This is a genomic window from Solimicrobium silvestre, from assembly GCF_002976435.1.
GTDB lineage: Bacteria > Pseudomonadota > Gammaproteobacteria > Burkholderiales > Burkholderiaceae_D > Solimicrobium > Solimicrobium silvestre.
This window is the reverse complement of sequence record NZ_PUGF01000025.1, coordinates 1-22,510: the sequence shown is the minus strand read 5'-3', so window position 1 is coordinate 22,510 and position 22,510 is coordinate 1. Positions and strand designations below refer to the sequence as shown.

Here is a 22,510-nt window from a genome sequence, read left to right as displayed (position 1 = left end):
AATACCGACGTTAAAACTTGCTTGCGGGTCAAAAGAATATATAGTGAAAAGAGCCTTGCTGCGTGATGTAAATACGCAATCAATTCTTACTCATGACCATAAAGCAGGGACACATGCAGCTTCCTGATCATCGATTCAGCACGCACCGCTTAACGCTTTTTGCACTCTATGCAGGAGCGTTATTGTCCTTTGCCGCCCTGCTTCCGGAACTGATTAGCTATGCAACTAACACGACACCACAGGACAGCAATTACACGACCTTTGCGCTGGGATCAATTACCTTGCTGCTATTTGCAATGGCGTATTTGTACCGGAGCGGCCACAATTTCGCCATCAACATCGCCATTATTGCAATGGCGTTATCGATTCCCTTCGTTTTTGATCCGCATGCATTCTTATATTCCTCGGTGCCGCAAGGGATTTGGCTACCCTTTATTTTTGCGCTGGCCGTCAGTCAGTTTCGGGTCGCCCTAATTACACTGGCAATTTCCTTCACATGTGCTTTTGTCAGTTACCCAAGTGCATTTAGGTCACCTCGCGCCATCGTTGAATCAGTCATTATTTTTTTACTATTAATGATTGGTAAATTAGTAGTGCACCGACTAATGAAGGCTGCCATTGATGCACAAAATCAAATTAACGCATCGAAAATCGAGGTCAACGACAATGAAAACACGGCCAACTTTATTTTAGATTGCATCCTGAATGGATTTGAATACGGTCAGCTAGTTTATGAAAACGGCGAACCTGTCGATTTTATCTACATTAAAGTGAATGAGACCTTTGAAACTTTAACTGGGTTGAAAAATGTTATCGGTAAAAAACTCAGTGAAGTCATGCCAGGGAATACAAAAAACAACGACGAACGCCTGGCCGTCTATGGGCGGGTTGCGGCTACTGGAATGCCGGTGCGCGTTGAAACCTATTTTCCGCAATTGGAAAAATGGATGCAATTATCCGTATCCAGCCCAAAGGCAGAGCATTTTGTTGCGATTTATGACGTAATTGCCGAACCCAGCATGATGGGAAAAAAGGTGACCATCTCCACAGAGCAGCAGCAAGCGTTTATACAAGACGCGCCGGTTAGCATTGCCATGGTGGATCTGGATATGAATTACATCGCCTATAGCCAAAAATGGTTAAAAGAAAATGGTCGCGGCTATAAAGATCTTACCGGACGTAACCACTACGAGATTAATCCGGACATGCCGCCTGAATGGAAAAAGCTGCATCAACAGGCGTTCGCCGGCGTCGCTATTAATAATGTCGAATTTATGTGGCAGCAAAATGATGGGACGCAGCGCTGGCTATATTGTTCGGCGCAACCATGGAAGTATGAAAGCGGCGAAATTGGCGGCCTGATCATTTTCCGCGAAGACATTACTGGCCGCAAGATAGCCGAGTCAGACTTACGTTCAGTACTGGAAGAGTCTGGCGACGCGATCTGGATAAGCAATTCTAAAGGAAACTTTATTTACGCCAACCCTACTGCCGCCAGACTAACCGGCCACAGCGAAATAGAACTCAGTCAATTACGGCTAACTGACATGATTCATGAAGAACGTGAAGATGAATTATTGGAGTACCTGGCATTAACCCAAAACGCCAAATTCACTCGTCGCGAATGGTTGATTAACCACAAAAATGGATCAACCGTGTCTGTAGAATTAACGACCGGGCATCTGCCCGGCGGAAGAATGATTGCCTTCGGCCGTGATTTAACTGAAAAAATGAAGACCGAGACGGAACGCTTCAAACTATTCCAGGCAGTAGAGCAAAGCCCGGGTTGCATCATGATCACTAATCTGAATGCGGATATTGAATATGTCAATGCCGCTTTTTTGAAACGTACCGGTTATAGCCGTAAAGAGATTATCGGAAAAAATCCACGCCTAATAAAATCAGGAAAAACTCCGCCACAAACTTTTGTCGAGCTTTGGAAAACGATTAAACAAGGCGAAACATGGCAAGGTGAAATTGCCAATGTTAGCAAAAATGGCCAGGAATTTATTCAATTCACCACCATCTCACCAATCCGCCAATCGAATGGGAGCATCTGCAACTACATCGCGATTAGCGAAGACATTACCGGACGCAAAAAAGGCGAAGAACGTATATTTGAACTTGCTTATTTTGATCAGCTCACCGGCCTTCCCAATCGCACGCTCTTATTAGACAGGCTCAACCAGGTTATCGCCATTTCCTACCGCAGCGGCGTGTACGGTGCCTTGTTGTTTATTGATCTGGATCATTTTAAAAATATCAACGATACCTTAGGCCATCAAAAAGGCGATCTGGTATTAAAACAAGTGGCCGAATGTTTAATGCAACGTATTCGTGAAGGCGATACGGTGGCACGTTTTGGTGGCGATGAATTTGTCGTGCTATTGGCTGGCTTGGGCACCGACGACGATATTGCCGCCAACAAAGCCAAGACTGCCGCGTTAAAACTGCTCGATGCACTTAATCAAACCTATCAGCTTGGCGATGTCGTTCATCACAGTACCGCCAGCATCGGCGTGGCCATGTTTAATGGCCAGCTTTCCACAACGGACGAGCTATTAAAGCAAGCCGATCTTGCCATGTATAAGTCGAAGAAAGCCGGTAGAAACACCATCCGGTTCTTTGACCCAAGCCTGGAATCTGCCATGAAACAGCAGGCAACGCTAGAAGAAGATTTACGGATTGCATTACAAGACAAACAATTTATTCTGCACTACCAAGGACAATTTACCAGTGAATCCAAGCTCACCGGAGCCGAAGTATTAGTGCGCTGGAAACACCCTGAACAGGGCATGATGTCGCCAGCGTTATTTATTCCCTTTGCAGAAGAAAGCGGACTCATTTTACCGATAGGAAACTGGGTGCTTGAAACGGCCTGCAATCAATTAGCGGCATGGGGAAAACTCCCCAATATGAGAAAACTGGTGCTGGCCGTCAATGTCAGTGCGCTGCAATTCAGGCAACCGGACTTTATTGAAACGGTACTTGCGATCATCGAGCGTTCTGGCGCTAACCCTCATCGCTTAAAACTCGAATTAACGGAAAGCATGCTGGTAGAAAATGTCGACGATATTATTCAAAAAATGCTGACATTAAAAGCGCACGGGCTGGGTTTTTCGCTTGATGACTTCGGCACTGGTTATTCATCTCTGTCCTTCCTCAAGCGTTTGCCACTCGATCAGTTAAAGATTGATCAATCATTTATTCGTGACGTACATAGCGACCCAAACGGCGCAGCCATTGCGAAGACCATCGTTTCATTAGGTAAGAGTTTGGGGCTCAATGTGATCGCGGAAGGTGTTGAAACTAGCGAGCAACGTGAATTTTTAGCCAATGCCGGATGCTTCGCTTATCAGGGCTATCTGTTTAGCCGCCCTCTTGCCATTCAAGATTTTGAAGAGCTGGCAATGGGCGCACTAATCGAAGGCTGAACCATTTTATTTATTTCCCATAAGCACGAAATTCAAATAATTCAAGCTGAATATGAGGCCTGTTGCTTTATTGGCGTATTGTTTTTTATTTCTAAAATAAACTTGTTGTTGCAAACTTTATTTCATAAAGTAAAAAAACTGTTCAGTGCGCGTCTCAACTTGGTTCGTTTACACAGGGGATAAAAGATGTATAAAAAATATTCAACGGTCGCAATTTGGCTCTTGGCAACGGGATTTATTAGCGCAGCTTGTGCCGATAATGTCACGCCACCTGACACAATGACGATGCCAAAACAATCGATATTTTCATTTTCCAGTTTCGGAACGATAGGGGTAGTGCAAACCAATACCGATAATGGGATTTATACTACCGGCACAGAAAAAAATGGTGCGACCACATCGTCCGATTTTGGTCCTGACACCAAACTGGGTGGACAGCTCGATGCCAAATTTAACGACTACTTATCAGCCACAGTACAACTATTTTCAAAACAAAATGCGGTCGGTAGTTATAACCCGGATGTTGAATGGGCGTTTGGCAAACTGAAAATGGGTAACGGATTTAGTCTGCGCCTGGGGCGTATCGGTGCCCCATTTTTTATGTCTAGCGACTTTCGCAATGTTGGCTACACTAACATAACGGTACGTACGCCAGTAGATGTGTATGCCCTAGTCCCGGTGCGCTCATTTGACGGTGGCGATATTCTGTACGAAACATCACTTGGCAACACCACCTTAAACGGGCAATTTTGGATGGGAAGATCATCCGTACTGGAGGGTGAAAATGCTTCTGGCGATGAGCAAATTTTGCTGCACAACATCGCCGGGATAAACTTTTCTGCTGAAAACGGACCATTTACAGTGCGCTTTGGGACGATGAAAACCAGATTAGGCACCAGTGGCACGGGGCTAAACGGTTTTAATGGCTTGCTGGGAGAGTTAAATCAGGCATCGGGATTATTACCTGCACTAAGTTCTTTAGGTACCATTGCGAATGATTTGGCGATTGACAATAAATTTGCCACCTTCACCGATTTGGGCATAATCTTTGATAGCGGAAACTGGATTGCCAGCAGTGAAGTAGTAAAACGGAAAACCGAAAGCACTTACATTTCGACAGTAACTGCATGGTACGCAACACTGGGTTATCGGATCCAAAAATTTACGCCCTATCTCAGCTTTTCTGGTCGTAACGTCAACAGTGTCACCTCTGTTTCAGCGCCTGCCATCACTCCATTGCTGCCGGCTGTAGATCAACAAGCGGTACTCGCATTAGTTGGTGGAGCAAATTCACTTCTGATCAGTACCAATGAAAAAACTGGCGCGCTTGGGGTTCGTTGGGATGCCGGTAAAAACTATGACATCAAGGCGGAATATCAACAAATTCAAGTGCCAGCAGGTTCAGCGGGTATATTCAGTAAAGTTACTGGGGGAAGTTACACCACGGATACACATGTGAGTGTCTTTAGTCTTTGCCTTGATTTCGTATTTTAAAGGGAGCACAAAAAATGAACAATCTCATCAAAGCGATGTTTTTTTGTGCTGCACTCATCTGCATGCAATCTGCATTTTGCCAAATTGCGGTGGTCGTTGGCGCAAAAAGTGATATTTCCACTCTGACGACGGATCAGGTTTCGTCGGTTTTTCTGGGAAAATCCGATAAATTCCCAAATGGAAATACTGCACTACCGCTAGATCAGGCCAGTGGCAGTGCGATTCGCGGCACGTTCTACGATAAAGTCACCGGGAAAAGTGAGGCGCAAGTTAAATCAGCGTGGTCACGACTGGTTTTCTCAGGCAAAGGCACACCACCTAAAGAAGTAAGTAGTTCAGCCGAAGTCAAAAAACTGGTTTCATCCAATCCGAATACCATCGGCTATATTGAAAAAAGCGCGGTTGATTCTTCAGTCAAAGTGGTACTGACCTCCGAATAAAGTCACGCTACTACTGCCATGATGTGTTTTTGTAGGGGTGCCTCTTGTGGGTACCCCTATTGTTATTTGGGGTCAGTCAGCCCGCCCTACTTTTTAATTTACGACATCCTGCTTGAATCGCCACGGATCTTGCGGCACAATCATGCAAACTTTCCCAGGGGCAAATGCAATGAATGCAGTAAGTAAGGTGACTAATGTCTTGCGATTTAAAAAAGCGGGGCCAAAACACCATTCCGCAGCGCATGCAAATACCCAATGCGGTAACTGCAGCACCAAAATAAACGGTAACTTTTGCCATGTTTGCGGGCAATCTGCTCATGTGCACCATTCATTACTGCATCTCATCGAAGAAATGGTGCATGGTTTGTGGCATTTCGACGCTAAAGGATGGCGCACTATCCCAATGCTATTTGCTTTTCCCGGTGAACTTACCCGACGTTATATTGATGGTCAGCGCGTGCGGTTTATTTCACCCTTGGCGTTATTCTTGTTTACGGTATTTTTTATGTTTTTCATGTTTTCGTTAACCGGAAGCCACAATCAGGATAAAGAAGATTCCGTAGTTAAATTTGCATCTACTTCGATAGAGCAAGGTCTGGGTAAAGATTTAGAGCTTGCTACAACCAATGTCGATAAGGCTCAAGCCAATTTGCTTGCGGCGCAAAAAAACGGGGGCGATGTTTCTGGCAGTCAGCACGCACTGGATGAGGCTATAGAAAAACAAAAAGTGCGACAAAAAGACGTAGGCCAAACTAATGAATTCACTGACCATCTCGTTCTGGGAGGTATGGATTTAAAAGAGCAACAATGGGTTAAAAAAACAATTAAACACGCCATAGATAATCCAGAAATAGTCGCGTATAAAATGAAAAATAACGCGTATAAATTTGCGCTGTTACTCGTACCTATTTCATTGCCGTTTTTATGGCTAATGTTTTTTTGGCGCAAAGGCATCACCATGTTCGACCATGCCGTTTTTTCGTTTTACTCGCTGTCTTTCATGGCGTTGTGGGTATCAATGATGAACGCGTTAATCGCATTTCATGTGACCAGTGCAGCGCTCATCGTATTGGCATTCCTGCCGCCGATTCATATGTATCGGCAGTTAAAAAGTACTTACCAGTTAAGCCATCTTTCTACCTTGTGGCGCACCGTGTTTTTATCCTTTATAGCTTGCATCTTGCTCACCATATTCATGCTTTTTGTTGCCGCAGTTAGCGCTACTTAAGTCGAAATTTTTATACTATTAAAAACGTCATTTTAGTGTTCAAGAAACCCATTGAATACGTTAAAAATTCAATGGGATAGAGGCCGTATATAAAAAACTGCGATTTTTTTACTGTCTTTTACTTAAATAGACGGTAAAAACAACGCATTGGTTGTCAACCGATAATTTACCTTCTACATTGATGTGGGTACGGTTGCAGATAAAAATCCCTCACCGTACGTTGTTTCAAATCAATCTTTCACACCACACACGAAGGAATTCAAATGAAAAAATCACTACTTGTTGCAGCGGCTGTATTGACCATCGTTGTCGGCGGCGCCATTGCCAAAGAAGTTAAAGATTGGCACGACATTCATGATGCACATGAACATACGATGCAGGCAATTCATGAAATGGAACGCGCACGCGCAGCAAATCACTATGATATGGCGGGACACGGCGCTAAAGCCGAAGAGTTACTTCGTCAGGCCGAGCATGAAATTCATGAGTCGATCGAAGCAGCTAAAGGCGAAAAATAAGAGTTTTAGTGGGGTTGCAGGCATTTCAGCCAGCAACCCCAATCTCGCAATATCAACCTATAAGACTTAAACTGCCAACGCCGGCAAAATCTTACCGCGACACAAGCCAAAACCAACCCGGTAATTAGCGCCCTGCGCCCAGCCGCGTATCGTCAGCTCGTCACCATCCTGAATAAATTGACGGGTACTACCATCGGTCAATGCCAACGGATTAGCGCCGTTCCAGGTCAACTCCAGCAAACTACCAAATGAATCAGGCGTTGCACCGCTGATGGTGCCAGAGCCCATTAAATCGCCGATGCGGGTATTGCAGCCGGAAGCTGTGTGATGCGTCAGTTGCTGCGCCATACTCCAATACATATCTTTAAAGTTGGTGCGGCAAATGGTCGTGGCTTGCTGGCTTTGCTCTGGTGTGAGCTGCACTTCCAATTGGATATCTACGCCGTACTTTACTTCCGGCTTATGCTGCAAATAGCTAAGCGGTTGCGGTTCTTGCGCGGGCGTTGCCACTCTAAAAGGTGCCAAGGCTTCCATCGTGACCACCCAAGGTGAAATCGTGCTCGCGAAGGTTTTTGAATTGAATGGGCCTAGCGGTACGTATTCCCAGGTTTGGATATCGCGCGCGCTCCAGTCATTTAACAACACCATGCCAAAAATATGCTGCTCGGCATTTTCACAACGAATCGGTTCACCTAAGGCATTGCCACGACCGATGATAAAGCCGGTTTCCAGTTCAATATCGAGCTTTTTGCAAGGTCCAAATTCAGGACGTTCTTGAGTCGGCGCTTTAGTTTGGCCATTCGGGCGACGAATTGGCGTATCGCTGACAATTACCGAAGAAGCGCGGCCGTTGTAACCGATCGGGATTTCCAGCCAATTCGGCAGCAGCGCATTTTTAGGATCACGGAACATGCTGCCGACATTGGTTGCGTGTTCTTTCGACGAATAGAAATCGGTATAACCGCCGATTTCTACTGGCAACAGCATTTGTGCAGCGCTTTGGGCAACTAATGCCTGACTACGCAAAGCCGCGTTGTCGCGCAAAGTAGCATTATCTGCGCGTAATAAATCACTGACTTGAGCGCGTACTGAGCTCCAGACAGCCGCACCTAAATTGATGAAAAGGTTCAAGCTAGCAGCATTAAATACATCGCCAGCTACGTTAATTAAGCCAGCTTGTTGCAGCACCGCCAAATCCAGGATCGCATCACCAATTGCTACGCCAACATGCGCTTGTGCTTGACTGGCCGTGGTGAAAACACCAAATGGCAAATTTTGAATCGGGAAATCTTGATCCGGCTGATTCGCCGCAGCGACCCAACTGGTTAATGATGGATTGTGAGTAGCATTAAGAGTGTTCATTATTGTTTTTCCGGTGTGAAGTGTTTTGCCAAACCCTGCCAGCAGCTAGCGTAATTGGCCTGACGTTGCGGTGCTTCCATAGCAAAGCGGGTTGGGCGCAGAATTGTACGTGTTTCAAACATAAACGCCATCGTATCGGCGATTTTATGCGGTTTGGAGGTATCCGAGACCGAGGCTTTTTCAAACGTTTGCTCATCCGGTCCATGACCCGACATGCAGTTATGCAAGCTGGAGCCGCCGGGCACAAAGCCTTCTGCTTTGGCGTCGTAAGCACCGTGAATCAAACCCATAAATTCAGCCGCAATATTACGATGAAACCAAGGTGGGCGGAAGGTGTTTTCAGCCGCTAACCAGCGCGGTGGGAAGATCACAAAATCGATCGTATCCACGCCGGGCGTATCGCTCTGGGCTTGCAATACCAAAAAGATCGATGGATCTGGATGGTCGTAACTGATCGAACCGATGGTGTTAAAGCGGCGCAAATCGTATTTGCACGGCGCATAGTTGCCATGCCAGGCCACGACATCTAGCGGCGAATGGCCAATGTTGGCTTGCCATAAGTTACCGCTAAATTTAGCGATTAATTCAAACTCGCCTTCTTTATCTTCATACGCCGCAACCGGAACTTCAAAGTCACGCGGATTAGCCAAACCGTTCGAGCCGATCACACCTAAATCGGGCAAGCGCAATGCGCCGCCAAAGTTTTCGCAAACATAGCCGCGTGCCAAACCGTCCGGCAGACTGACCTGAAAACGAATCCCGCGCGGAATAATGGCAATTTCTTGCGGCTCAACTTCTAAATTACCCAGTTCAGTTTTAATTAATAGGCGGCCCTGTTGCGGCACGATTAAAAATTCCCCGTCGGCAGAATAAAAAAACCGCTTCGTCATGTCTTGGTTTGCCACGTATAAATGAATCGCACAACCGCTTTGCGCGTCGGGCGAACCTGTTCCCGCCATCGTCGCCAAACCCGCAATGAAATCAGTCGGCTCTGACGGCAGTGGCAACGGATTCCAGCGTAACTGATTCGGCGTTGCCGGCACTTGGGTAAAGTCGCTGACGATTAAGCCGTTATCCATTTGCTTAAATTCTTGATGCACCGCCGCCGGGCGCATCCGATACAACCAGGAACGGCGATTATGGCTACGCGGCGCAGTAAATGCCGTGCCGGAAATTTGTTCCGCATACAAACCATAGGCAACCCGTTGCGGTGAATTTTGCCCCTGTGGCAACGCTCCGGGCAACGCTTCCGTGGCAAATTCATTGCCAAAACCAGTTTGATATTTCAAGCTCATTTCAACGCTCCACACATGTTTAAATTCGTTAAATTCATTTTATGCAGCAACTTTAGTGCAATTCCCCTTGTTTTACGATATAAATACAAAAATACAGTCCATTGATTTCATGAATAATAGGCAAACATGCTTGATCCGCGCAATATTGACTTGAATCTTCTGGTGGTTTTTAACGAAATTTTTCAAGAACAACAAATTTCTTCCGTCGCCAAACGATTAAATCTATCCCAGCCAGCGGTCAGTAACGCTCTGGCCCGCTTACGCAGGACTTTTGACGACCAATTATTTGTGCGCACCAAGGAAGGTATGCAACCCACGCCATTTGCAGAGCAATTGGCGGAACCGATACGTTTGGCGTTAAATGGTTTGACCGAAGCGATGAACGTGCATGAAAAGTTTGACGCGGCCAACAGTAATCGTCATTTCAACATTGCACTAACCGATGTGGCCGAGTTGTATTTCATGCCCAAACTGATCAATCATTGCACGCTGTTAGCGCCGCAAGTCAGAATCAGCACGGAGCGAACTGCAAGGTTGGATTTAATGGCGGAAATGGGTGCAGGAAAAATTGATGTGGCGATCGGAGCATTTAATGAAGTATCCGAAGCCTTATATCAGCGCCGTTTATTCAAGCAGAATTACGTGGTCATGATGCGCGCGGAGCATCCGCTGGCTGGTGAAGCATTAAGCATCGAACGCTTTATGGCGGCGGAACATTTGATGGTCGCGTCCAACGAAAGTCCCTACGACAAGATTAACCAGGATTTAGAAAAAGCTGGCATTTTAGATCGGGTTAAATTTAGTGTGCCGCACTTTACCGCCGTCCCCTACATCATCAGTAACAGCGATTTATTGGTGACCGTACCGCAAAAACTGGCCGAAAGCACTGCCCTGCCCTTTAAGCTACATTATCAGCACCACCCGCTGAATCTACCCGATTTGCAAACCAATATTTTTTGGCACCGGCGCTATCATCAAGATCAGGGCAATCAATGGTTGCGCAGCTTGATTAGCGAGGTGTTTGCTGAGTGATTGGATGAATATGCCATTACAATTGCAAGCGCAAATTGAGCCTATTGAGGCCTTTGGCTGCCAGCATGATCAACAACGCATAACACGCTGACCACGCAATGCCGGCACTTCCTTTACGCAAAAAATCGGGCAGTGAAACAGAGCAAATCTGCATCAGTTGATAGACGACAAAAGGCAGTAGATACGTGAGTAATGGACTGTTTGCCGCCGGCTCCACAAAACGACACAAAAACCGGCCGACCGGTTGCTGCTTTACCTCAACTAGATAGTGCAACAACATAAACAGGGCTATGCAAATCGCTGCACTATACAAACACCAGCTTGGTGTAGCGGCGATTTTTGATATATGCCAATCAGGACGTAGCAGCGCAGCAAACAGAGCTAAACTGCCTGCCAATACGCTTGCTTGCACCCAGCGATTGGAGTTTTCCTCATGAGATTGAAAAAAGATTTGTGCTGTGATTACCCCGCACAACACAATCGAGGCATGGGCCGCATTCCCGCCCTGACTAAACAATACCGGCAACAACACCGAATGTTGCATGACAAACGAATGTCCGACACAGTAATACAGTACGCAGCTAATTAACATCAACACCAGCGGCAACTTTTCGCCGCCGCTCAGTTGAAAACACAGCGTAGCGATCAAATAGGCCCATCCGATTAACCCTAAAATTCCCCACCATTGCGGCGCCAAATACGCAGTGCCATCGCCCCCACGAAATACCAATGCCAGAGCCAGCAAGCCAATTACACCAAATAGTCGTAACGTCCAATCAAGCCGATTGGACTTAGTTAACCGGACATGCCAGACCAAAAATGCCGCAAAATAAAACAACAACGACCATAAGTTAATTGACAGTGGCATGGCGGCCTGATTGTACCCATCTTCAGCATTCACCATAAATACACCCAACACCAGCAAGCCTAATGTCCGCGCCAAAACATGGCGTTGTAACTGAATAAAATTATCGCCTTTAGCCCGACGGTGCGCGATCGCAAACGGAATCGACATACCGACGATAAATAAAAATGCGGGGAATACTACATCCACAAACGTCATGCCATCAATGGTGGCAGGCATGTGCTCCATCCAGGCCGGAACTCCCTTTACGCCCGCTAATTCATTCACAAAGATCATGATGAAAATAGTTAATCCGCGAAAAGCATCAATCGACCTAATTCGCTGTATGGATTTTGTTATTGCGCGCACTGGAGCGGCGACGGTGGCAATGGACGACTCTTCAAAATTAGCACTAAGCACGGCACACCTTAAATAGGAATTGAAAAAACCTTGCCACTTTAGTGTGAGAAAAAATGGCCGTCAATCGGTATTTAAGTGGTATTGAAAACTGCACGAAGAAGCGACGTTACTGCATGGCTCTAACGCACAACTGGTCTTATAGCAGGACTTGTCACTACAACTGTTTACGCTGGATAACTGACTTCAAGCAAAGTAATTTCCTCCAAACCGGCTGGCGTTTGCAGCACAATAGTGTCGCCTTCGTGCGCTTTATTCAGTGCCCTTGCTATCGGAGAAACCCAGCTAATTTTGCCGCGCAATGGGTCAAATTCATCCACGCCAACGATGGTCACTTCGTGTTCAACGCCTGCCTGTGTTTCATATTTAACTGTTGCGCCAAAAAAAACCTGGTCAGATCCGTGATGCACGCGCGGGTCAACCACTTCAGCCAAATCGATACGTTTAGTTAAAAACCGAATCCGGCGATCAATTTCACGCAAGCGCCGTTTGCCGTAAATATAATCGCCATTTTCAGAACGATCGCCATTGGACGCGGCCCAAGAAACAATTTTGACCATTTCCGGACGCGCCACATCCATTAACTGCAAAAATTCATCTTTCATCGCCAAATAACCCGGCATAGTGATGTAATTTTTAGCTCCGGGAGAGATTTGCAACAACGCGCTGGTTTGCTCCTCGTCGTCATCTTGGTTGCTTTGATTATTATTCATTACAGCATTTCCTTTTTATTCTCACGATGCTATCGTATTACGTTGTAAAAGTTGCTCTGCACCTATAAAGCTTTAGAGTAGTATGGTATTAATAGCTCAATATCACTTTAGTTCACAACTATAGCGAGATGCGATGACCATGAACCAGTGCGGCTTACTTAATAAAGTTATCGAGGGTTGTTTCAATGAAATTTACCTCATTGATGCGGCGAACTCAACTTATCTGGAAGTCAGCCAAATAGCGCAAGATAAGTTGGGGTACGCATTCGAAGAACTTCAGCATATGCGACCCTGGCAATTAGCACGCGACTTTACCCAATTAGAGTGGCAACAGCAACTTGAACCGTTATTTACGCCGGGGCAACAACAAAAAATATCCATTAGCACCTACCATACCTGTAAAAATGGCACCCAATATCCGGTATTGCTAAATATTATGCGCGACACATCGGAAGGTCGCGATCTACTTATCGTGGTAGGCAAAGATATGAGCATTCAACAACGCGCCATTACGGCAAGTGCCGAGAGTGACGAACGCTGCGCCGCCATTGTGGCCAATTTACCCGGTGTGGTGCTGCAATTATTATTGAATATTGACGGCACTACCCGCTATATGTTTTTAAGTGCCAACTGTGAAAGCACGCTCGGCGTTATGCCGGAAATACTTTATATTTCACCGTCTAAATTCATCGAAATAATTTTACCCGAAGACCGAGCATCGTATCTCACCAGCATGCATGAGTCAGCGCAAACGCAAAACCACTGGAACTGGGAAGGACGGATTTGGGTTGAGCAATGGAGCGATATTAAATGGATTTATTTACGCGCTGTGCCACGCATGCTGGAAGATTTGAGTGTAATTTGGGAAGCGATCATTACCAACATCACTGCACGTAAATTAATTGACGTTGAAATTCATCTTTATCGACAGCGTTTAACTGAGTTGTCTGCACATATTGAACGGATTAAAGAACAGGAACGGATGCGGATTGCACGTGAGATTCACGATGAAATGGGCGGTAATTTAGTTGCCGTTAAAATGATCTTACATACGCTGGAAAACCGCCTCCCTGCTGACCAGCCGTGGCTGACCGAAAAAACGCACTACGTAGATACCTTAATCGATCGCACCATTGAAGCTGGGCACAGAATAGCGCGCGACTTACGGCCTAGCGTTTTAGACTTAGGCTTAATTCCGGCGCTGGATTGGCAAATTAAAGAATTTGAAAAGCAATATGGCATCCGCTGTTCTTTCTCAACCAATAAATCCGATATTTCACTAACACCAGAACATGCTACTGCCATATTTAGAATGATTCAGGAAGCGCTAACCAATATCGCCAAGCATGCCAACGCAACCTATGCCAGCCTGGCTATTATTTATACCCGCACTAGCATTAGTTTGACAATTGCCGATAATGGCTGTGGCCTTGAAACCGACCATGACAGTAAACCAAATTCGTTTGGCTTATTAGGAATGGCAGAACGCTGCAAAGAAATTGGCGGTACGATTTTGGTGGACTCCCAACCAAATAATGGCTGTGTGATCGCCATCAAAATCCCGTTAATAGGGCAAACTAGAAACCCGCAATTCGAAGAACCAATGAATGATCAGCTGTCGCTGCTATAAGTAATCCAACTAACTTAAAATCTGCACAAACTAAGGTACACATGTTGAAAGACAATGCCATTATTGAAGTTATTATTGCTGATGATCACGCTATCGTTAGAGAAGGTTTAAAGCAAATTTTAGCTGACACCAAAGACATTATTGTGCGCGGCGAGGCAGAATGTGGTCTCACGACCATTAAAATGTGCCGGGAACACGAATTCGATGTGCTGCTATTAGATATCTCTATGCCAGATAAAAGCGGCATTGAAGTATTAAAGCAGATTAAAAAAGAGCATCCCAACATTGCTGTCGTCATGCTCTCCATGCACCCCGAAGATCAGTATGCGATACGTTCACTGAAAGCTGGCGCATCTGGTTACCTGAACAAGCAAAGTGCCCCCAAAGAACTGGTCACCGCGATTCGTCAGGTCGCCTCCGGGTTGAAGTACATCAACGCCTCGGTTGCGCAAGAACTGGCAAATCATATCGACGAAGAACATCAGGTCACGCTGCATGAAACGCTATCTGATCGTGAATACCAAACACTGACCTTGATCGCATCAGGAAAAGCCGTTAGTGATATTGCTAAAGAGTTGTCGCTATCGGTTAAAACGATTAGCGAATATCGCTCGCGAGTATTATTTAAAATGAAATTAAAAAATAACGCTGAACTGACTCACTATGCGATTAAAAATCAGTTGATTGATTAGTGAGTGCAGATATATCGATGCTGGCTACTTAAAATGAAATTCCATATCAATATGATTAATACCAGCTTCCATATACTCTTCCCCAACGACTTTAAAACCAAAACGTTCGTAAAAACCTTCCGCCTGGCGTTGCGCGCTTAACACCACGCGTTTATCGCCACGCTCTTGTGCCTCACAGATCAGGCACATCAAAATTTGCCCGCCAACGCCCTGCCCGCGCGCCGTCGCCAGCACGGCCATGCGCCCTATATGTCCATCAGGCAGTAATCTGCCCGTGCCGACTGCCGCACCAGTTTCATCGGTAGCGACAGCGTGGATGCATTGCTCGTCCATCGTGTCCCATTCCAGCTCAATCGGAACTTGTTGTTCAATGACGAAAACGTTCATCCGCACATGTCGCGCGGCTTCTTTTTGTACAGCCCAGTTGTTTATAGTGATATTGATAGTCATGATGTTAGATTCTTCCCTTTAGTTCGGTTTAGCTTAGTTTAACTAATTGCTTACCCAAATTTTGACCGCTTAATAAACCAATAAACGCATCCGGCGCAGCTGCTAAGCCTTGCGCTATCGTTTCATGGTATTTCAACTGTCCGCTCGCTACCAATGCAGCCAGTTCAGTCAACGCTTGCGGCCACACATCCATATGTTCAGTGACAATAAAGCCCTGCAACATTGCGCGCATGGTTAATAATTTATTTGCGTGTTTTAGCGGTTGTGAAGCACTGTTATACCCGGCAATCATGCCGCATAAAGCAATTTTGGCATAAGGATTTAAGCACGCCAGACTTGCGTCAAAAACACTGGAACCGACGTTTTCAAACAATAAATCAATGCCATCTGGAGCTGCGGCTCTTAAGCAATCCAACAATTCGGCTTCTGTTTGATTTGCCTTGTAATCGACACAGGCATCAAACCCAAGCTGATCAACCACATAGCTACATTTTTTTTCACCGCCAGCAATCCCAACCACCCGGCAACCGATTAATTTTGCCAATTGCCCGACCACGCTACCGACTGCGCCGCTGGCCGCCGACACTACTAAAGTTTGCCCTGCTTGTGCTTGTAAAATCCGGTTCACGCCATACCAGGCGGTCACACCCGGCATACCAACTACGCCCAGATAAACGGATAAAGGTAATCTTGCCGCATCAACCTGACGTAATAAATTGCCTTGCGTCACACCCATTTCAGCCCAACCCAAGTGCCCGACAACAGAATCACCAACGCTAAATTCAGCATGTCGCGAGGCAACTACAACGCCCGCGGTAGCACCGAGCATGGTGTGATCTAACTCTTGCGGTGCAGAATAACTTTTGGCCGTTGACATGCGCCCGCGCATATAAGGGTCTAAGGATAAATAGTGATTTCTCACCAAAACTTCGCCAGCAGCCAGATCTGAGGAGATAAGTTGCGGCAATGTTTCCATCCTAAAATTCTCAGGCGAAACGCGTCCTTTTGGTCGCGCTGCCAAGACTATGCGTTGAAAGGTTTTTAGCGTTGTTACAGTATTTACTGCGGTATTGGTCAGGTCAGCAATCTTCATTAAACTTCATAGTCCATACATTGACGCTCTAACCGTACAGAGCCGATAAAAGGTTTGATCGCTTGGTGTGTTGGATGCTCTTGATATGCATCCAATGCAGCTTTATCAGTAAATTCGGTATACAACAGCACATCGTAAGTTGCCTCCAATTCGGGGCTGGCGATAGCAACTTCCAGTGTCAGCATACCCGGCACCAAATTTGCACAAGTTGCTAATTGTTCTTTGATTTTAATTGCGTTAGTTGCCTTGCTTGCGCATTCAGCATGCTCTTTTAATTTCCACATAACGATATGTTTGATCATGATTTATTCTTTATTTTTTGGAGCTGGCATTTTAACTCACTAGTAAGATAGCGGTAATTCACTCTCTTGCCAAGTTGCAAAAAAAGACGCGGCAACCCTCCTCGACTAGCTCGTATCATCCCAATTAATTGTATTGATTTTTCATTTCAAAATACTCCTGCATACGAATTAATTGATCAAGCAATCAGCAAACAATTGATTTTAAGCAATAATGCGCCATCCACACTTAACTAGTTTGACGCATCATAACCCATTGAATATATTAACTATTTACAGAAAATAATAGGGCAAATAAAAGGCCAATTATTTTCATTATTTTAGTTTATTTCAGCAATCAATTACCGAAACAAAACAAACTGCCTTGACAATAGCTGCCTATGCAGCTATATTTCAGTTCTAAGAAATTTCAGATTGAAGTCAAGCATGTCCAACACGAATACATCAAACTCAAACTCCCCAGAACACACAGGACTGATTGAGTTTTATAAACCGCCTGATTACAAGCCAGAAGAAACGGTTGGCTTCATGGTGCGCTGTTTACATATGTCATTACTCAAGATGATCGATATTGAAATGCAGCAGCACGATTTAACGGCCATGCAATGGCGGCCATTACTATATATTTCCACGGGTAAAGTTGTTACTGCTGCAGCGCTGGCTAAAGAAACAAATATGGATACCGGTGCGACTACGCGCATGTTAGATCGCTTGCAACTAAAAGGCTTGCTGCTTAGGAAACGCTGCGACCAAGATCGGCGCGTAGTGCATTTGGCACTGACTGAAGAAGGCGAGCGTATTTGCCAAAAAATACCGACAGGATTGTGTAAAGTAATGAATCACCATTTAAAAGGGTTCAATCAAGCCGAGTTGGATACCTTAAAAGGTTTTCTTGAACGCATGCTGTTGAATGGATTAACACCTTAATCTGCATAAACTAAAAATAATTTTTTCATTGTCTAACCAATTCATACAATTTTTTATTTTTCCATACGTCAATACTAATGATCTCCTCATTTTTACTACCTCATTGCCTGGCTCTTCACCGTCTACGCAATAACAACCTAGTTGTCTCTCCGATTAATATGGACTTCGCATGAAATCATCTCTCTTTTTACGCATATCACCTCTAGTTGCGGCGTTGGCATTAGCAGGTTGTGTAAGCTATTCAGGTATTACGCCCCACTCTACTGCTGCCTCAAACACAGATTTATCGCTAAGTTCAGCCACTATTCAATGGCCAAGTGAGCAATGGTGGAATGTCTATAACGACGCCGTTTTATCGGATTTAATTACGCAGGCATTAGCTAAAAATCCGAGCATTAAATTAGCGCAGGCACGCCTGGAGCGCGTTGCCGCAATGGCACAAGCCGTTGATGCGGGAACGTTGCCGGAAGTGGGCGTGGGCTTGAGCATGACGCCGGAACATTTCACTGAAAATGGACTCTATCCGCCACCGTTTGCTGGAAATATCTATTCCACCAATCTGCTGATGGTGAATGCCAAATATGAATTCGACTTTTGGGGCAAAAACCGCGCAGCGTTAGATTCAGCCTTAAGCACCGAAAAAGCAGCTAAAGCAGAACTGCAATCGGCACATTTATTAATCGCTGCCAGCGTAGCAAAAAGCTATTTTTCATTAGCACATTTTTCAGAACAGAAAAAAGTGCTGGAAATGACATTGGCACAGCGCGAAGAACTACTGAACGTTAGCCAGCAACGCTTGGCCGCGGGCTTAGACACTCAGCAGGAATTACATATCTCCAAAGAAGGCTTGCCTGCGATTCGTGCTGAAATCATTAAGTTGGACGAGCAAATTAGCTTATCACGTAACGCTTTGGCCGCATTAATTGGCAAAGGCCCGGAAGCAACACTGCAAGTCGTCGCCAGTTTTCCTACTGACATCAATATGAATATGCCTGATTCAATTCCAGCTAATTTAATTGGTCGCCGCGCAGATATTTCTGCTGCACGTGCCCGCGTTGACGCCGCGAATAAACAAATAGCAGTAGCTAAAACCGAGTTTTATCCCAACATCAATCTGACCGCATTCGCCGGGTTTAGCAGTTTAGGCTTTAGCCACTGGCTAGACGGTAGCAGCCGCGATTATGGCGTTGGACCTGCAATCAGCTTGCCGATCTTTGATGGTGGCCGTTTGCGTGCCAATTTATCGAGCAAAGATGCCGAGTACGACATCGCACTGGAAAGCTATAACCAAACCTTGATTGAAGCGGTGCATGATATTGCCGACCAAATTAGCTCTTTGCGTTCATTGGCTCAACAACAAAAGCAGCAAGCCGAATTACAACATAACGCGGAATCAGTCTACGAACTTGCTCAGCAGCGTGAAAAAGCTGGCTTGGTGAGCAAAGTAACAGTGCTGAATGCACAAACTGCGGTACTGACACAACAGAGCGCGGCAATAGATTTGAAAGCACGTGCACTCGATTTAACGGTTAATTTAAATCGTGCATTAGGTGGTGGTTTTAATGACCAAACTACCGCGTCGACTTTCTAACTAATCACCCAAAAATACACAAACACGCAACAAAGATACTAGGGAAACATATGACTACCGAAACAGAACAACTCATGCCTGCTAAAGCACAACGTAAAACAGCACTATTGGCTATCACTGGCGTTGTTGGTATAGCTGCCATCGCTTACGGCGTATATTGGTACATCAACAATGGTAAACATGAAACCACTGACAATGCCTACGTACAAGGTAATGTCGTGCAGATTACGCCGCAAATTGCCGGTACAGTCAGCGCAATTGGCGCACAAGATACGGATTTTGTACGCGCCGGTCAAAGTGTCGTTCAACTCGATGGCGCTGACGCACAAGTCGCGTTAGATCAAGCCCGTGCACAATTAGCCCAAACGGTACGTGAAGTACGCACCATCTATGCCAACAATTCCACATTGAGTGCCAATGTCAGTTTGCGTGAAGCTGAAATTACCCGCACCAATAGCGAACTGGCGCGCGCCAAAGATGATTTAGCACGTCGTCAGGCAGTTGCAAGTATTGGCGCTGTTTCCAATGAAGAACTGCAACACGCCAAAGCCAATCTGGTTGCCGCTCAAAGTGCTCAAACTGCCGCTGCTGCCGGTGTGTTGTCAGCCAATGAGCAGTTAAGCTCGAATAAAACCCTGACCGAGGGTGTGAGTGTCGAACATCATCCGAATGTGATGCGTGCAGCTGCTAAATTCCGCGAAGCTTATATCAACGCACAACGTACTAATTTGCTTTCACCAGTTACCGGTTATGTCGCTCGCCGCAGTGTTCAATTAGGCCAACGGATTCAGGCTGGCACGCCGTTGATGGCAGTTATCCCAATGGATCAATTATGGGTCGACGCCAACTTTAAAGAAGTTCAATTACGCAAAATGCGTATCGGCCAACCTGTGACATTAATTTCAGATGTCTACGGTAAAAGCGTTACTTATCATGGCTCGATTGAAGGTTTGGGCGTAGGAACCGGCGCAGCGTTTGCATTACTGCCAGCGCAAAATGCGACAGGTAACTGGATTAAAGTTGTTCAGCGTGTTCCTGTGCGAATTAAATTAGATGCCAAAGAATTGGCAGATCACCCATTGCGTATCGGCTTGTCGATGGAAGTAGAAGTTGAAATTACCGACCAGTCTGGTAAAGCATTAGCTGACACAGCAAACAACGAGAAAAAAGCCGAAGTGATTACCACCGATAACACGGTAGTTGATGCTGAAATCAAAAAAATCATTGCAAGCAATTTGGGCGAAAAATCTGCTAAGGCTGATAAAGCTAACTAATCATGTCTAAAACAGTCAACGGCAACGCAGCGGGTTCTAAACCTGCTCCGCCGCGCCATATTGAACATCCACCACTAACTGGGGCAACCCTGTTGTGGGGCACGTTAGCACTGGCATTAGCCACGTTTATGATTGTGCTGGATTCATCGATTGCTAACGTGTCGATTCCAGCAATCTCTGGTGATTTGGGCGTAAGCCCAACACAAGGTACTTGGGTTATTACTTCGTTTGCCGTAGCAAACGCGATTTCTATCCCGCTAACCGGCTGGCTTACCCAGCGCTTTGGGCAAGTGCGTTTATTCGTTATCAGTATTCTGTTATTTGTGCTGGCTTCCTGGCTATGCGGCTTTGCACCGAATATTGAATCATTAATCGCTTTCCGCGTATTGCAAGGTGCCGTATCCGGGCCAATTATTCCGCTTTCGCAAGCCTTGTTGTTGTCTAGTTACCCCAAAGCCAAAGCCGGTATGGCATTGGCTTTATGGGCGATGACAACGTTGGTGGCACCAGTAATGGGACCATTATTGGGCGGCTGGATTACCGATCATATTTCGTGGTCGTGGATTTTTTATATCAACATTCCAGTTGGATTTATTGCATCGTCCATTACTTGGAGTTTATATAAAGAACGTGACTCGATCATTCACAAACTGCCGATTGATAAAGTAGGTTTATTTCTACTCATCGTCTGGGTTGGTGCAATGCAGATCATGATGGATAAAGGTAAAGAATTAGACTGGTTTGCTTCTAACCAGATTATTGCCTTGGCTGTTACCGCAGTGGTTGGATTCGCCTTCTTTATTGCTTGGGAATTGACTGATGACCACCCTGTCGTTGACTTGACTTTATTTGCGCGCCGTAATTTTTGGACTGGCACTATTGCACTGTCATTAGCCTATGGCGTATTTTTTGGCAATGTGGTGTTACTGCCGTTATGGTTGCAACAGTATATGGGCTATACCGCTACGCAAGCAGGTATCGTGTTAGCTCCGGTTGGGGTGATGGCGATTTTATTGTCTCCGATGGTTGGTAAAAGTATCGGCAAAGTTGATCCACGGATTCTGGCAACCATTTCGTTCCTGGTTTTTGCGCTAGTGCTCTGGATGCGTTCACGCTTTAATACCAATGCGGATTTAACGACGATTCTTATCCCGACAGTAGTACAAGGCGTTGCTATGGCGTTTTTCTTTATTCCATTGGTGTCGTTAACTTTATCAGGATTAACTCCGGATAAAATCCCAGCCGCATCGGGCTTATCTAACTTTGCCCGTATTACGGCGGGTGCTTTTGGTACCTCCATCGCAACCACGTTGTGGGAAAATCGTGCAGCAATGCATCATGCGCATTTAACTGAAAAACTGAACCTGGCCAGCATTCCTATGACACAAACAGTGTCCGGTTTACAGGCATCCGGTTTCAGCTCAGAGCAGGCTATGGCAGTAATTAACCGCAGCATAGATCAGCAGGCTTATATGATGTCGGCAAATGATATTTTCTTCGCCTCATCGATGATCTTTTTCGTTCTGATTGGCGTGGTTTGGCTGGCTAGACCCGTTAAATCTAGCGGTGGCAGTGCTGCTGACGCTAGTGGTGCGCATTAACTAGTGAGTAATAAGTTAGTAATGAGTTAGTTAAGCTCAAACAAACTAAGTTAATGTAATGGACGCCTCCCGCCCACAACGGCATCGCAATGTGCCAAAGTAGAGTTTCAACACACTACTTAAGTGAGGGGAAGCGTCATGGAAAATATTACTGCAATTGGACTGGATTTGGCAAA

19 protein-coding genes are annotated in these 22,510 nt (G+C 45.7%); 12 read left to right on the top strand and 7 right to left on the bottom strand.

All coding sequences use genetic code 11. From position 1 onward, the window contains the following. Window positions 1-113: 113 nt before the first annotated feature. The 5 genes from S2091_RS19855 to S2091_RS19835 all read left to right on the top strand — a co-directional run bounded on the left by S2091_RS19855 (window position 114) and on the right by S2091_RS19835 (window position 7,114). The gene (locus tag S2091_RS19855; protein WP_165795050.1) at window positions 114-3,434 is read left to right on the top strand and encodes an EAL domain-containing protein; all 3,321 of its coding nucleotides are present in this window, start codon (window positions 114-116) and stop codon (window positions 3,432-3,434) included. A 186-nt stretch (window positions 3,435-3,620) separates the two neighbouring features. Next, on the top strand, window positions 3,621-4,928 hold the full coding sequence (locus S2091_RS19850; protein WP_105533708.1) for a hypothetical protein: 1,308 nt from the start codon (window positions 3,621-3,623) through the stop codon (window positions 4,926-4,928). A gap of 14 nt (window positions 4,929-4,942) precedes the next feature. Then, on the top strand, window positions 4,943-5,368 hold the full coding sequence (locus S2091_RS19845; protein WP_105533707.1) for a type 2 periplasmic-binding domain-containing protein: 426 nt from the start codon (window positions 4,943-4,945) through the stop codon (window positions 5,366-5,368). A gap of 142 nt (window positions 5,369-5,510) precedes the next feature. Next, a complete protein-coding gene (locus S2091_RS19840; RefSeq protein ID WP_105533706.1) occupies window positions 5,511-6,596 on the top strand; it encodes a DUF3667 domain-containing protein in 1,086 nt (361 codons plus the stop codon). Window positions 6,597-6,859: 263 nt separating this feature from the next. Next, window positions 6,860-7,114, top strand: a complete 255-nt coding sequence (locus S2091_RS19835; protein WP_105533705.1) for a hypothetical protein — start codon at window positions 6,860-6,862, stop codon at window positions 7,112-7,114. Between the two features lie 66 nt (window positions 7,115-7,180). Here S2091_RS19835 and fahA read toward each other — a convergent pair whose 3' ends face one another. Continuing rightward, entirely contained in the window at window positions 7,181-8,476 is a 1,296-nt protein-coding gene (fahA, locus tag S2091_RS19830) for a fumarylacetoacetase (RefSeq protein WP_105533704.1), read from the bottom strand. Continuing rightward, window positions 8,476-9,771 carry a homogentisate 1,2-dioxygenase gene (hmgA, locus tag S2091_RS19825; protein WP_105533703.1) on the bottom strand — a complete coding sequence of 432 codons (1,296 nt, stop codon included), beginning with the start codon at window positions 9,769-9,771 and terminating at the stop codon, window positions 8,476-8,478. The genes fahA and hmgA overlap by 1 nt, the downstream gene beginning before the upstream one ends. A 126-nt stretch (window positions 9,772-9,897) precedes the next feature. Here hmgA and S2091_RS19820 point away from each other — a divergent pair, with 126 nt between their 5' ends. Further along, entirely contained in the window at window positions 9,898-10,803 is a 906-nt protein-coding gene (locus tag S2091_RS19820; protein WP_105533702.1) for a LysR family transcriptional regulator, read from the top strand. 16 nt (window positions 10,804-10,819) lie between these two features. Here S2091_RS19820 and S2091_RS19815 read toward each other — a convergent pair whose 3' ends face one another. Together S2091_RS19815 and greB are read right to left on the bottom strand one after the other, a co-directional pair. Then, a complete protein-coding gene (locus S2091_RS19815; protein WP_105533701.1) occupies window positions 10,820-12,067 on the bottom strand; it encodes a DUF5009 domain-containing protein in 1,248 nt (415 codons plus the stop codon). A gap of 164 nt (window positions 12,068-12,231) precedes the next feature. Next, window positions 12,232-12,777, bottom strand: coding sequence for a transcription elongation factor GreB (gene greB / locus S2091_RS19810; protein ID WP_105533700.1), 546 nt, complete (start codon window positions 12,775-12,777; stop codon window positions 12,232-12,234). A 133-nt stretch (window positions 12,778-12,910) separates the two neighbouring features. On the opposite strand from greB, the gene S2091_RS19805 reads away from it, so the two are divergent. Next, window positions 12,911-14,407, top strand: coding sequence for a PAS domain-containing sensor histidine kinase (locus S2091_RS19805; protein WP_243405504.1), 1,497 nt, complete (start codon window positions 12,911-12,913; stop codon window positions 14,405-14,407). A gap of 41 nt (window positions 14,408-14,448) precedes the next feature. Next, window positions 14,449-15,099, top strand: coding sequence for a response regulator (locus tag S2091_RS19800; RefSeq protein WP_105533699.1), 651 nt, complete (start codon window positions 14,449-14,451; stop codon window positions 15,097-15,099). A 24-nt stretch (window positions 15,100-15,123) separates the two neighbouring features. On the opposite strand, the gene S2091_RS19795 is transcribed toward S2091_RS19800, so the two are convergent. From S2091_RS19795 to S2091_RS19785, 3 genes are read right to left on the bottom strand one after another with little or no spacing between them, the layout of a single operon-like run. Continuing rightward, entirely contained in the window at window positions 15,124-15,549 is a 426-nt protein-coding gene (locus S2091_RS19795) for a GNAT family N-acetyltransferase (RefSeq protein ID WP_207769758.1), read from the bottom strand. 28 nt (window positions 15,550-15,577) lie between these two features. Continuing rightward, window positions 15,578-16,642 (bottom strand): NADP-dependent oxidoreductase, encoded by a 1,065-nt coding sequence (locus S2091_RS19790; protein ID WP_105533698.1) that lies wholly within the window; start codon window positions 16,640-16,642, stop codon window positions 15,578-15,580. Beyond that, complete coding sequence (locus S2091_RS19785) at window positions 16,642-16,944, bottom strand: Dabb family protein (RefSeq protein WP_105533697.1); 303 nt, start codon at window positions 16,942-16,944, stop codon at window positions 16,642-16,644. The genes S2091_RS19790 and S2091_RS19785 overlap by 1 nt, the downstream gene beginning before the upstream one ends. Window positions 16,945-17,367: 423 nt before the next feature. Here S2091_RS19785 and S2091_RS19780 point away from each other — a divergent pair, with 423 nt between their 5' ends. From S2091_RS19780 to S2091_RS19765, 4 genes are all read left to right on the top strand, one after another. Further along, window positions 17,368-17,868: a MarR family winged helix-turn-helix transcriptional regulator gene (locus tag S2091_RS19780; RefSeq protein ID WP_105533696.1), complete on the top strand. Its 501-nt coding sequence runs from the start codon at window positions 17,368-17,370 to the stop codon at window positions 17,866-17,868. Between the two features lie 169 nt (window positions 17,869-18,037). Beyond that, window positions 18,038-19,459, top strand: coding sequence for an efflux transporter outer membrane subunit (locus S2091_RS19775; protein ID WP_105533695.1), 1,422 nt, complete (start codon window positions 18,038-18,040; stop codon window positions 19,457-19,459). A 50-nt stretch (window positions 19,460-19,509) separates the two neighbouring features. Then, on the top strand, window positions 19,510-20,733 hold the full coding sequence (locus tag S2091_RS19770) for an HlyD/EmrA/EmrK family protein (RefSeq protein ID WP_207769757.1): 1,224 nt from the start codon (window positions 19,510-19,512) through the stop codon (window positions 20,731-20,733). Window positions 20,734-20,735: 2 nt separating this feature from the next. After that, entirely contained in the window at window positions 20,736-22,334 is a 1,599-nt protein-coding gene (locus S2091_RS19765) for a DHA2 family efflux MFS transporter permease subunit (RefSeq protein WP_105533694.1), read from the top strand. Window positions 22,335-22,510 lie beyond the last annotated feature (176 nt).